The sequence below is a fragment of the Halomonas sp. 328 genome (assembly GCF_015645095.1).
Taxonomy (GTDB): domain Bacteria; phylum Pseudomonadota; class Gammaproteobacteria; order Pseudomonadales; family Halomonadaceae; genus Bisbaumannia.
Map to the genome: position 1 here is coordinate 22,461 of NZ_JADOTW010000035.1, position 11,825 is coordinate 34,285.

9 protein-coding genes and 1 pseudogene are annotated in these 11,825 nt (G+C 68.8%); 8 read left to right on the plus strand and 2 right to left on the minus strand.

Annotated elements, in window-relative coordinates; all coding sequences use genetic code 11:
• Positions 1-89 precede the first annotated feature (89 nt).
• The 3 genes from IHD13_RS15705 (at position 90) to IHD13_RS15715 (ending at position 3,817) form a co-directional block, all read left to right on the plus strand.
• A complete protein-coding gene (locus tag IHD13_RS15705; protein WP_195861977.1) occupies positions 90-1,586 on the plus strand; it encodes a PAS domain S-box protein in 1,497 nt (498 codons plus the stop codon).
• Positions 1,587-1,664: 78 nt separating this feature from the next.
• A complete protein-coding gene (locus IHD13_RS15710; RefSeq protein WP_195861978.1) occupies positions 1,665-2,606 on the plus strand; it encodes a cobyrinic acid a,c-diamide synthase in 942 nt (313 codons plus the stop codon).
• 56 nt (positions 2,607-2,662) lie between these two features.
• A complete protein-coding gene (locus IHD13_RS15715) occupies positions 2,663-3,817 on the plus strand; it encodes a toxic anion resistance protein (RefSeq protein WP_195861979.1) in 1,155 nt (384 codons plus the stop codon).
• A 40-nt stretch (positions 3,818-3,857) separates the two neighbouring features.
• Here the strand turns inward: IHD13_RS15715 and IHD13_RS15720 are convergent, their stop codons facing one another.
• On the minus strand, positions 3,858-5,231 hold the full coding sequence (locus IHD13_RS15720) for a hypothetical protein (RefSeq protein ID WP_195861980.1): 1,374 nt from the start codon (positions 5,229-5,231) through the stop codon (positions 3,858-3,860).
• 199 nt (positions 5,232-5,430) lie between these two features.
• On the opposite strand from IHD13_RS15720, the gene IHD13_RS15725 reads away from it, so the two are divergent.
• The 3 genes from IHD13_RS15725 (at position 5,431) to IHD13_RS15735 (ending at position 10,238) form a co-directional block, all read left to right on the plus strand.
• On the plus strand, positions 5,431-6,780 hold the full coding sequence (locus IHD13_RS15725) for an MFS transporter (RefSeq protein ID WP_230086371.1): 1,350 nt from the start codon (positions 5,431-5,433) through the stop codon (positions 6,778-6,780).
• Positions 6,781-6,887: 107 nt separating this feature from the next.
• On the plus strand, positions 6,888-8,189 hold the full coding sequence (locus IHD13_RS15730; protein WP_195861981.1) for an ATP-grasp domain-containing protein: 1,302 nt from the start codon (positions 6,888-6,890) through the stop codon (positions 8,187-8,189).
• Positions 8,190-8,204: 15 nt separating this feature from the next.
• Complete coding sequence (locus IHD13_RS15735; RefSeq protein ID WP_195861982.1) at positions 8,205-10,238, plus strand: CocE/NonD family hydrolase; 2,034 nt, start codon at positions 8,205-8,207, stop codon at positions 10,236-10,238.
• Here the strand turns inward: IHD13_RS15735 and IHD13_RS15740 are convergent.
• Positions 10,235-10,849 carry a flavin reductase family protein gene (locus IHD13_RS15740; protein ID WP_195861983.1) on the minus strand — a complete coding sequence of 205 codons (615 nt, stop codon included), beginning with the start codon at positions 10,847-10,849 and terminating at the stop codon, positions 10,235-10,237. The genes IHD13_RS15735 and IHD13_RS15740 overlap by 4 nt on opposite strands.
• Positions 10,850-10,923: 74 nt before the next feature.
• Here IHD13_RS15740 and IHD13_RS15745 point away from each other — a divergent pair, with 74 nt between their 5' ends.
• Both IHD13_RS15745 and IHD13_RS15750 read left to right on the plus strand, forming a co-directional pair.
• Positions 10,924-11,442: a retropepsin-like aspartic protease family protein gene (locus tag IHD13_RS15745; RefSeq protein WP_195861984.1), complete on the plus strand. Its 519-nt coding sequence runs from the start codon at positions 10,924-10,926 to the stop codon at positions 11,440-11,442.
• A gap of 173 nt (positions 11,443-11,615) precedes the next feature.
• Positions 11,616-11,825: pseudogene (locus IHD13_RS15750) on the plus strand (hypothetical protein); the annotation flags it as partial.

Here is an 11,825-nt window from a genome sequence, read left to right on the forward strand (position 1 = left end):
GGTGCCGATAGCCTAGGCAGGGCAATACATTACAAGCAGCGCGTGCGGTGACCGAGTCGGCACGCGTCAGAATGCAGGGAGCCATTCGCATGCTATTGGATTATAAGAAGCTGATAAAGCCAGGGCGGCGTCGCGCCGCCGATCCTTCGTCCCCCGGCCCTTCCCCCGACACCCCCGCACCTGGCCTCGCCGAGACGGCCCTGGAAACGGCCCTGGATGCCATGGTGATGATCGATGCCGATGACCGCGTCCTGCGCTTCAATGCCGCCGCCGAGGCCCTCTGGGGCCTCTCCCGGGAGCAGGTGGTTGGCCAGCCGGTGGACGGCTTGATCCCTGAACTCTTCCAGGAGGAGCATCGCGACCATATCCAGGCCAACCGTCAGACCGGCCATGACGTCCAGGTGGGCCGTCACCGGGAGGTGCAACTGGTGCGTGCCGACGGCCAGCGGCGCTGGGTCAGCATCGCCCTGTCGCGGTTGCCGCTGGCCGAGGGCCAGGGCTACCTGGCGCAGCTGCGCGATATCACCGAGGCCCGCCAGCAGGCTCAGGGGCCCCGGCAGGCCCTGGAGCAGTGCCTGGATGCGGTGGTCAGCATCGATGAGGCGAACCGGGTGACCTTCTTCAATGCCGCCGCCGAGCGCCTCTGGGGCTATTCCCGCGACGAGGTGCTGGGACAGAACGTCAATCGCCTGGTGCCGGCGGCCATCCGTCACCAGCACGATGGCTTCGTCGACCGCCACCGACAGAGCGGGGGGGACCGCATCGTCGGCACCAGCCGCGATGTGCAGCTGTTTCGCAGCGACGGCGAGCCGCGCTGGGTCAACCTGGCGCTGTCGCGCTTCGTGGTGGAAGGGCGCCAGTGCTATACCGCCTTCGTGCGCGATATCACCGATCAGCGCAAGCTGCGTACCCTGATGGAGAGCACCCTGGAGCAGGCCCTCAATGCGGTGGTCACCATCGACGAGAACAACTGCGTGACCTTCTTCAATGCCGCCGCCGAGCGCCTGTGGGGGTATGAGCGCCAGGAGGTGATCGGCGAGAACGTCAAGATGCTGGTGCCCCACGCTATCCGCGACCACCACGACGGCTATGTGCAGCGCAACCGGGACACCCGGGAGGATCGCCTGGTGGGCAAGACCCGCGAGGTGGAGGTGGTGCGCAAGGATGGCAGCTCCACCTGGGCGGCGCTCTCCCTGGCGCGGATTCATCTCGACGACAGCGTCGTCTACACCGCCTTCCTGCGCGACGTCACCGAGGACGTGGCCCATCGCGAGGCGATGGTGACGCGGATGGCAGAGTTCGCCGAGGCCAGCCAGCAGATTACCCGCTTCGCCGAGTCCATCGAAGAGATCGCCATGAACACCAACCTGCTGTCCCTCAACGCCTCCATCGAGGCGGCCCGGGCCGGGGAGGCGGGGCGCGGCTTCTCGGTGGTGGCCCAGGAGGTGCGTTCGCTCGCCGAGCGGGCCTCCAGTTCCGCCAAGGAGATCGGCGAGGTGGCTCACCATACCCATAGCCTGTTCGGCGAACTGCAGGGGGCGCTCCAGGCCCTGGAGGAGGCGGCCCGGGGCAAGCAGGGCCATTAAACGGCTCCCGGGCGGGATTGCGACTAGGCTTGTCGGCATCGGGTGGCTCGACGGCCGCCCGCCGACACAGGGATGACCATGCTGGGATTTCTGCAGGGCTTCGCCTATGGCCTCTTCCTGACCTGCTGGCCCTGGCTGGTGGTGGGGCTGGTGGCGCCGCCCCTGGCGCTGCCCACCGCCGAGCCCAGCCGGGCGCAGGCGGTGCTGCGCTATGCCCTGATTGCCCCCTTTATCAGCCTGCTTCTGTGGCTCACCTCCCTGTGGGGGGGCTTCGGTCCCAGCCTGTGGGGCTGGTTGGCGGGGCTGTCCGCCATCGCCGTGGCGCTTCCCGTGGAGCGCTGCCTGCGCGCCTGGTGGGGGCGCCGGCGGCGCGCCCGTCTGCAGGCCCGCCTGGATAACGAGCTGGTGCGGCGTCGCGAGCGTGAGGCCCGGGAGGCCCACGAGGCGGACCTGCGGCGCCTGGATCCCCAGGCGCCGCCCGCCGAGGCGGACGACCTGGTCCGCGGGTTGTGCCGGGCCAAGGCGGCCCTGGAGGCCAGGGCGCGCAGCGACCTGGCGCTCCAGGCCGATCGCCTCTATAGCCGCTACCATCGGGTACTGGCGCTGCTGGAGGGCAGCTTCCGCCGCGACGAGGTGACCTATGAACGGGCCCATGGGCTGGTGGGGGAGGTGGGCAAGGAGGCCCTGGAACACCTCGAGGCGATGGTCACCCTGCTGGAGGGGGTGGCCGGGGTGGATGCCGACTTCGTGCGCCGCCGCCTGGCGCGCCGCGAGCCGCGCCTCGGCGTCGAGGAGTGCCTGGCCCTGGAGCGGCGCCTGGCCCTGGTGGAGGAGACCGAGCGCAGCCTGCAGCGGCTGCTGGCGCGGCTCGAGGCGATCCTCACCCTGCTCGACGACACCTGCGTCAGCTTGGCCCGCTTGCAGGCCGAGGCGCCGCGTAACGGTGGTCGCGGCGAGGCCCTGGAGGCGCTCAAGCGCTTCACCGAGCGTGCCGAGCGCTATGGCCGGCGGGGCTCCTGAGGTGAGTCGGCCATGGCGCGGGCTATGCTGAGGAGACGCGGTCGAGGAGGCATACGATGACAGAGTCCGATCGGCGACCCTTGTCGCTGCCCAATCCACAGGAGATCGCCCGCCAGCTGGGGCGGGAGGCGGCTCCCGACAGCGACGCCCTGGCGGCGGAGGCCGAGGCCTGGGTGGCCCGGGTCCTGGAGGAAAGTGCCCGGGAGCAGCAGCGCCGTGCCGTGGATGAGCTGGGGCTGGAGGCCCAGCGCCACGCCGCCCACCAGAGCGAGATGCTCAAGACCCCGCTGCGCACCCTGGCTCGCCACAGCGAGGATGGCGGGCCGGTGGCCCAGGCCCTGACGGGGCTGCGCGAGCGCATGCAGGACCTCGATCCCCAGGCCCACCAGCTCGAGCCGCGGCGCTTCGACTGGTTGCTCAACCGCCTACCCGGGGTGAGCAGCCGGCTGCAGCGTTATTTCCGGCGCTTCGAGAATGCCCAGGAAGCCCTCGACGGCATCATCGGCGAGCTCCAGGCGGGCCGCGATGTCCTCTATCGCGACAACCTGACCCTGGGCGACGATCAGGAGGCCCTGGAGCAGACCCTGGGCGAGCTCAATCATCAGCTGGCCCTGGGTCAGGCCATCGAGGCGCGGCTCCAGGCGGCCATCGCCGAGCAGGATCCGGAGGCCGCCGAGCGGGCCTTTATCGAGCAGGAGCTGGGCTTCCCGCTGCGCCAGCGGCTGCTCGACCTACAGCAGCAGGTGGCGGTCTGCCAGCAGGGCATCCTCGCCCTGGAAGTGATCATCCGCAACAACCGGGAGCTGATGCGCGGCGTGGAACGGGCCATCAACGTCACGGTGGCGGCCCTGGGGGTGGCGGTCACCGTGGCTTTGGCCCTGGCCAACCAGCGCATGGTGCTGGATCGGGTGGAGGGGCTCAATGCCACCACCAGCGAGATGATCTCGCGCACCGCCAAGACCCTGCGCGCCCAGGGGGTGGATATCCAGACCCGGGCGGCCTCGACGATGCTCGATATGCAGGCCCTGGAGGAGGCCTTCGGGGAGGTGATGGCGGCCATCGACGACCTGGCCGACTACCGTCGCCAGGCCCTGCCGGCCCTGGGCGAGCAGATCGAGCGCCTGGATGTGCTGACCCGCCGCGGCCAGGCGGCGGTGGACGACCTGGTGGGCGAGCGGCGCGACGACCGCAACGACGAGGGGGTGGCCTAGGCCACCCCCTCGTCTCTACCCGATAGCCAGCGGTGGTGCCTTATTCGGCAACCAGGCTCAGGGTGTAGGTGCCGGTGCCGTGGCTATTGAAGGAGCGGGCGATGGCCCGGTACTCGCCCGGCTCCAGGTGGGTCTGGATGCGCGAGTCGAGGCCGGCGCCGCCGTCGTCATTGCTCAGGGCGATGCCGTTGCCTTCCAGTTCCAGGTAGGAGTCCAGCTCGTCGGACATCATGTCCAGGCGGTAGCGGCCGGCCTGGGTGATCTCGAAGGCGTAGTAGTCCCGGGCGCCGGGCTCCAGCCAGGCCCGCAGGGGCTCATTCAGGGTCAGCTCGCCGCCGCTGGGCAGGTCGCCGATATCGAAGGCCTCCACGGCCAGCTCGAAGAGGCCGCTGGCGCCGCTGCCGAAGCTGCGTGCCACGATGGTGTAGCTACCCGCTTCCAGGCGCTGGCGAATCCGTGAGTCGAGGCCGTCGCCGCCATCGTCGTCATAGGTATTGACGCCGTTGCCGGAGAGTTCCAGGTAGGCGTCGAAGTCATCCGACATCAGGTCGATGGTGACCATCGCCGCCTCGTCGATCACCAGGGTGTACTCCAGGCGCTGGCCGGGCAGCCAGCCGTGGATCGCCTCGCCCACGCGGATCTCGCCGCCGTTGCGCAGCTCGCCGTCATGGGGCAGTTCCTGGGGCTCGATGCTCAAGCGGTAGAGACCGCTGCCCTGGCCGAAGGCGCTGCGCGCGGTGACGGTATAGTCGCCGGGTTCGAGGAAGTCGCTGATGCGGGCATCCAGATTGCCGGCGCTGTCGTCGTCCTCGCGGAAGAAGTTGCCGGGCCCGGCCAGCTCCAGGTAGGCATCGAAGTCGTCGGAGCGCATCTCGATACGGTAGAGGCCGCTCTCCTCGATGGTCAGGGCGTGATGGTCCGGGCCATCCTGCAGCCAGCCATCCAGGGGCTCGGAGAGGCTCAGATCGCCGCCGCTGGCGCTAAGCTCGATCCGGCGGCTGTTGAGGTCGTAGGGGCCGAAGCTGTGGGCATCGACGCCACTGACCACCACCAGGTAGTCGCCGGCCTCGTCGATGCGCCGACGCAGGGTGCTGGTGGGCGGGCCATAGGGGTCGCTGGTGGCGATCAGCTGGGTCTCGGCGTCAAAGAGGGCCAGGCTGCCATGCAGGGCGCCGCTCAGCTCGAACTCCACCAGGGTGTCCGCATCCAGGCTCAGGGTATGGCGGGCGTAGCGGCTGCCATCATTGCCGTTAAGTTCGCTGGCAGAAGTGATCTCGCCCCGGTGGCGTTCGCCCAGCTCGATGGCATGGACGGTAATGGCGGAAGCGTCGCTGTCGGCGGCGGGGGAGCAGCCGACCAGCAGGGCGGCGCCGCCGAGGACGATCAGGGTCAGTGATGAGGCGCGATAGGCCATGGAAGCATCCTTGTTCGATGGCAAGCATCGGTTGAGGGAAGGGCCCGAGACGGCAGGCCACGTATCAGGAGGCATTATAGGGAAATTTCGCCGACGTGCCCCCTGAAATGGCGAGCCCCCGAGGCTCTCCGGGTATGATGCCGTGACGCGTGGCACATGGGGTGCCGCGATGACCCCAGGGAGCCCCACTATGCAGGCGATGCCCGCCAGCCCTTCCCTCCGGGAGCGTGCCTCCCGCCGTGAGATCTTCGGCTGGGCGATGTTCGATTTCGCCAACCAGGCCTACACCCTGCTGATCATCACCGTGGTGTTCGGCGAGCTCTTCACCACCGTGATCGTCGGCGACCGCGGCGATGGCTATCGCTTCGCCAACCTGCTGTGGAGCCTGGCCCTGGCCCTGAGCTACCTGCTGGTGGTGCTCAGCGGCCCGGTGTGCGGCGCCGTCATGGACTATGCGGCGGCCAAGAAGCGCTTTCTCTTCGTCAGCTACCTGGTCACGGTGGCGAGCACGGCGCTGCTCTACTGGGTGGCGCCGGGCTATGTATGGCTGGGCTTCGCGCTGATCGTGATCTCCAATACCGCCTACTCCCTGGGCGAATCCTTTATCGCCGCCTTCCTGCCCGACCTGGGGCCCCCTAAGGATCTGGGCAAGATCTCCGGCTTCGGCTGGGCGTTGGGCTATGTGGGCGGGCTCTTCGCCGCCGGCTTCACCCTGGTGATGCTGGGGGAGGCCACCGCCGACAACTTCGAGCGCATCCGCTGGGTGGGGCCCTTCGCCGCCGGCTTCTTCCTGGTGACCGCCATTCCCACCTTCCTGTGGCTCAAGGAGCGTGGCCGAGCGCAGCGGCTGCCGCCGGGGCAGGGCTACCTGGCCATCGCCCGGGCGCGGGTTGCCACCACCCTGCAGGAGCTGCGTCACTTCCGCGACCTGGCGATCTTCCTGGTGTCGCTGCTCTTCTCCATGGCCGGCGTCTATATCATCATCGCCTTCGCCTTTATCTACGGCGCCCAGGTGATCGGCTGGGACGCCGAGATCCGCAACCTGATGTTTATCATCGTTCAGATCACCGCGGCGGCGGGGGCGCTGGGCTTTGGCTTTATCCAGGATCGGATCGGCGCCAAGGTCACCTACCTGGGCACCCTGGGGCTCTGGGTGGCGGCGATCCTCGCCATCTGGGCCACCCCGGAACTCACCGCCTGGCTCAATGCCCGCTTCCGGCTCGGCTGGGAGGCCCAGCACCTCTTCCTGGTGGTGGGCTGCCTGGCGGGGCTCTCCCTGGGCTCCAGCCAGTCCGCCAGCCGCGCCCTGGTGGGGCTCTTCTCGCCGCTGGCCAAGTCCGCCGAATTCTTCGGCTTCTGGGGCCTGGCCAACAAGCTGGCCGGGGTCTTCGGTATCGTCGCCCTGGGCCTGCTGCAGACCCTGGTGGGCCTGCAGGCCTCCATCCTGCTCTGCGCGGCGCTGTTTATCGTCGCCATCCTGATCTGCCTGGCCGTCGACCAGGCCCGCGGCCAGCGCGCCGCCGAGGCCTGGCATAACGGCGGCGGCTGAGCGGCGGCCCTTCATGAGGCGGCGTCACGCTCGGCGCGGCGGTCGCCTTCCTCTCCCCCGTGCTGAACTATGCTCCTGAGAGGTACCGCGGTGGGGAGGGGCGCATCATGGGCAGTCGTCATATCTTCGTGGTGGGGTTGAACGAGGCCAATCACGAGCGCCTGCGGCGTTTGCGCGGCGCCGAGCACTGGCACTTCCACGGCATCATCGAGCCGGCAGCGGTCTACGACACCGAGGAGTTCGATATCGCCGCCATGCTGGCCGAGGCGACCGCCGAGCTGGAGGCCTTCGGGGACCCCATCGCCGCCATCGTCGGCTACATGGACTTCCCGGTCTCCACCATGCTGCCGATCCTCTGCGAGCGCTTCGGCACCCGCACCACCAGCCTGGAGAGCCTGCTCAAGTGTGAGCACAAGTACTGGAGCCGGCGGGTCCAGCGCGAGGTGATCCCCGAGCATATCCCGGCCTTCACCGCCTTCGATCCCTTCGACGAGCGGGCCCTGGAGGTGATCGGCGCGGCGGGGCTCTACTTTCCCTTCTTCGTCAAGCCGATCAAGTCGTCGGGCTCCAAGCTGGGCTTTCGCATCGCTACCCCCGAGGACTTCCAGGCCGCCATCGCGTGCCTGCGCGCCGAGATCGGCCTGATCGCCGATCCCTTCAACACCGTGCTGGAGCACGCCCACCTGCCCCCCGAGGTGGCCGAGGTGGACGGTGGCTACTGCATCGCCGAGGAGATCATCGGTGGCTGGCAGTGCACCCTGGAGGGCTACGTCTTCCAGGGCGAACCGGTGATCTACGGGGTGGTCGACTCGATTCGCTACCCCGGGGTGCTGAGCTTCTACCATTATCTCTACCCCTCGCAGCTGCCGCCGGCGGTGCAGGACGAGATGATCGGCCTGGCGAAGCGGGTGATGGCGCATATCGGCTACGACAACGCGGCCTTCAATGTCGAGTTCTTCTGGGACGAGGTGCAGGGGCGCATCTGGTTGCTGGAGATCAACACGCGGATCTCCCAGTCCCACTGCGATCTCTTCGAGAAGGTGGATGGGGTCAGCCACCAGCAGGTCACCGTCGACCTGGCGCTCGGGCAGCGCCCCGATATGCCGAGCCGCCAGGGCGGCTATGCGCTGGCCGGCAAGTTCTTCCACCGGGTGTTCTTTCGTGATGCGACGGTCAGTCGGGTGCCTACCGAGGAGGAGATTGCGGCCCTGGAGGCCGACTATCCCGGTGCCGTGATCGACGTCCAGGTGGTCGCGGGCCAGCGCCTCTCGACCCTGCCCGAGCAGGACAGCTACAGCTATGCGCTGGCCCATGTCTGGCTGGGGGCGGCCGACTACGCTGGCCTGCTGGCCGACTACGAGGCCCTGGCGGCGCGGCTGGCCTTCGAGTTCACCGAGATCGACAGCTGAGCAGAGGAGGGCGCCATGCGTATCGTCACCGATTTTCCGCGGCGGGTGATGGAGGAGGAGACCTGGATCCCGCTGCCCGACGGTGCCCGCCTGGGGGCGCGGATCTGGCGGCCGGTGGACGCCGAGCGCCATCCGGTGCCGGCGATCCTCGAGTACCTGCCTTACCGCAAGCGCGACCTGACCGCCACCCGCGACGTCCAGGTGCACCCCTACTGGGCCGGCCACGGCTACGCCGGGGTGCGGGTCGATATCCGCGGCACCGGCGAGTCCGATGGCGTGCTCACCGACGAGTACCTGCCCCAGGAGCTCGACGACGGCCTGGTGATCCTCGAGTGGCTGGCCGCCCAGCCCTGGTGCAGCGGCGACGTCGGCATGGTGGGGATCTCCTGGGGCGGCTTCAATGGCCTGCAGATCGCCGCCCTGCGGCCGCCCCAGCTCAAGGCGGTGATCACCCTGTGCTTCACCGATGACCGCTACGCCGATGACATCCACCATATGGGTGGCTGCCTGCTGGGCGACAACCTCTCCTGGGCCTCGACCATGTTCGATGGCAATGCCTGCCCGCCGGACCCTGCACTGGTGGGGGAGCGCTGGCGCGAGATGTGGCTGGAGCGCCTCGATGGCAGCGGCCTATGGTTGGCCCAGTGGCTCGAGCACCAGCGCCGCGACGCCTACTGGAAACACGGCTCGGTGTGCGAGGACTACTCGCGCATCCAGTGCCCGGTCTACGCCATCAGCGGCTGGGCCGACGGCTACTGCAATGCGGTGTTCCGGCTGCTGGAGGGACTCGAGGTGCCGCGCAAGGGGCTGGTGGGCCCCTGGGCCCACAAGTACCCGCACCTGGGGGTGCCGGGGCCGGCCATCGGCTTCCTGCAGGAGGCGCTGCGCTGGTGGGACCAGTGGCTCAAGGGCGAGGAGACCGGGATCATGGACGAGCCCATGCTGCGCCTGTGGATGCAGGAGTCGGTGCTGCCCTCGGCCCGCTACGAGGAACGCCCGGGACGCTGGATCGCCGAGCCTGACTGGCCTTCCCCGAATATCCAGCTCTGGGCCCTGCGGCTGACCCGGGGCCACGGCCTGCTGCCGGAGGCGGCGGTGGACGACGACGATCCCGAGGCGACCCTGGATATCCGCTCGCCGCTTTCGGTGGGGCTCTACGCCGGCAAGTGGTGCTCCTACAATGCGCCGCCGGACCTGCCCCACGATCAGCGCGATGAGGACGGCGGCTCGCTGATCTTCCAGACCGCGCGTCTCGAGGCGCCCCTGGAGATCTGCGGCGCCCCGCTGGTCGAACTCACCCTGGCCGCCGACCAGCCGGTGGCCATGGTGGCGCTGCGCCTCTCCGACATCGGCGAGGACGACAAGGCTACCCGGGTCTCCTACGGGCTGCTCAACCTTACCCACCGCGACAGCGACGAGCATCCCGAGCCCCTGGTGCCGGGGCAGCGTTATCGGGTGCGCATCCCCCTCAAGCATATCGCCCAGCAGTTCCCCGCCGGCCACGCTATCCGCCTGGCGCTCTCCACCAGCTACTGGCCGCTGGCCTGGCCGGCGCCGCGGCCGGCACGCCTGACGGTCTGGCCCGCCGAGAGCCGCCTGCTGCTGCCGTGGCGCGAGCCACGGCAGCAGGAAGACGCGGCAGTCCGCGCCTTCGCCGAGCCCGAGGGGGCGCCCCCCCTGGCCAAGACGCTGCTGCAGCCGACCCAGGAAACCTGGCGAGTGATCCGCGACCTGGCCAACGACGAGACGATGCTGGAGGTGATCCACGACGAGGGGCGTTACCGCATCGACGATATCGACCTGGAGATCGCCGCCCGGGTCACCGAGCGCTACGGCTATTCCTACGGCAACTACGACAGCCTCAGCGGCTGGACCGAGTGGCAGCGCAGCTTCAAGCGCGGCGACTGGGAGGTGCACACCCTGACCCGCACCCTGCTGACCAGCGACCCGGAGACCTTCCGCATCCGTGCCACCCTGGACGCCTGGGAGGGCGACACCCGCATCTACGCACGGACCTGGGACGAGACGATCCCTCGGGATCTCGTCTAGCTCGGCCGTTCCAGGGCGAAGCGATCCGTGCAGCGGATGAAGTCGGAGCCGGCCAGGCGGCCGATGGGCCGCAGCGCCTCCAGGTGCACGTGGCGGCCGTCCCAGACTCCCTCGTCGGCGTGGATCACCATCACCTCGGCCAGCACCAGGTTGCCGGATAGCGGGCGGTTGCCGAAGGAGATCACCTCGCGCACCCGGCAACCGAAGGCCATCTTGGCCTCGGCGATGCGTGGTACCTTCAGGTCGCCGAGGGGTGCCTTGGTCAGCCCGGCATGGGCGAATTCGTCCTCGCCGTAGTGCAGGGGCGCGCTGGTGGCGTTGAGGGCCTCGGCCAGGGATTCGCCGCCGATATGAATCACGCACTCGGCCCCGGCACTCAGGTTGCGGGTGGTATCCTTGGGCTCGCCCTGGCCGTTGAGCAGTGGCGAGAAGGCCAGTACCGGCGGGTCGACGCTGGCCACATTGAAGAAGGAGAAGGGCGCCAGGTTGGCCTGGCCCTGGGCATTGATGCTGGCCACCCAGGCGATGGGGCGCGGCGCCACGGCGCCGGAGAAGAGCCGGTAGAGGGTGCCGGCGGAGAGTCGCTCGGCGTGCAGCGGTGACGAATTCATGGGATTCTCGCGGTCAGGGAGCCAGTGTCACTCCCAGCATGGGGGGGAGCCTCCGCCGAGGCAAGGAGAGGCGAATGCAAGACGATCGGGCCGCCCGGCGCTTCGGCCTGGGCATGATGCTGCTGTTCTGGGTGCTGCTGATCGGCAGCGGCACCTGGTGGTTCCAGAACCACCTGGAGGAGCGCCGCAACCCCAATACCCATTTGGTGCGGGTCAGCGACAGCGGCGAGCCGGTGCGCCTCAAGCGCAATGCCGGGGGGCACTTCGTGGCCACCGGGCGCATCAATGGCGAGCCGGTGGAGTTCATGGTCGACACCGGGGCCAGCTATGTGGCGGTCTCCGAGGCGCTGGCCGATCGACTGGGCCTGGAGGTCGGTGCCAGCGCCTGGTTCCAGACCGCCACCGGGCGCAGTCGTGGTCATCTCACCACCCTCGACGAGGTGGCCCTGGGCGGGCTCAGTGCCCAGCAGGTGCGCGGCGCCATCAATCCCGGCATGAGCCCAGACCTGGCCCTGCTGGGCATGAGCTTCCTCAATCACTTCGATATCCAGATTCGCGGCGAGGAGATGCTCCTCAGTCTGCCCGAGCGCTGAATCGCGGTCCTGCCCGGCCCTGCGCCCCCTATCCCTGCCGATTGGCGACGGGTCGATGCCTCTGAGCGTCATGCCGTCGGGCATTTCAATCGAGAACTGTTCTCGTCACCGGTCGTTATGTTATAAGGTTGCTTTTTGGCGACTCACTCTGCCATGCCAAGGAGCCCTGTTTCATGCCTTCCCCACGACGCTTACTCACCGGCCTGGCCCTGGCCAGCGCCCTGATCTCCCCACCGCTGCTGGCCGAGTCGCGCCCCCTGGCGGTGGTCGCCCCCTGGGAGATCAACGGCAGCGATCCCGCCACTTCGGGGTACATTTTCGCCCGCATGGGCATCGCCGAGACCCTGGTGGAGGTGGACGCCGAGGGACGCCAGGCGCCAGGG

What these genes read in the sequence shown, in the direction of transcription:
- IHD13_RS15705 (WP_195861977.1), top strand. Translation starts at nt 90, where the DNA reads ATGCTATTGGATTATAAGAAGCTGATAAAGCCAGGGCGGCGTCGCGCC.
- IHD13_RS15710 (WP_195861978.1), top strand. Translation starts at nt 1,665, where the DNA reads ATGCTGGGATTTCTGCAGGGCTTCGCCTATGGCCTCTTCCTGACCTGC.
- IHD13_RS15715 (WP_195861979.1), top strand. Translation starts at nt 2,663, where the DNA reads ATGACAGAGTCCGATCGGCGACCCTTGTCGCTGCCCAATCCACAGGAG.
- IHD13_RS15720 (WP_195861980.1), bottom strand. Translation starts at nt 5,231, where the DNA reads ATGGCCTATCGCGCCTCATCACTGACCCTGATCGTCCTCGGCGGCGCC.
- IHD13_RS15725 (WP_230086371.1), top strand. Translation starts at nt 5,431, where the DNA reads ATGCCCGCCAGCCCTTCCCTCCGGGAGCGTGCCTCCCGCCGTGAGATC.
- IHD13_RS15730 (WP_195861981.1), top strand. Translation starts at nt 6,888, where the DNA reads ATGGGCAGTCGTCATATCTTCGTGGTGGGGTTGAACGAGGCCAATCAC.
- IHD13_RS15735 (WP_195861982.1), top strand. Translation starts at nt 8,205, where the DNA reads ATGCGTATCGTCACCGATTTTCCGCGGCGGGTGATGGAGGAGGAGACC.
- IHD13_RS15740 (WP_195861983.1), bottom strand. Translation starts at nt 10,849, where the DNA reads ATGAATTCGTCACCGCTGCACGCCGAGCGACTCTCCGCCGGCACCCTC.
- IHD13_RS15745 (WP_195861984.1), top strand. Translation starts at nt 10,924, where the DNA reads ATGCAAGACGATCGGGCCGCCCGGCGCTTCGGCCTGGGCATGATGCTG.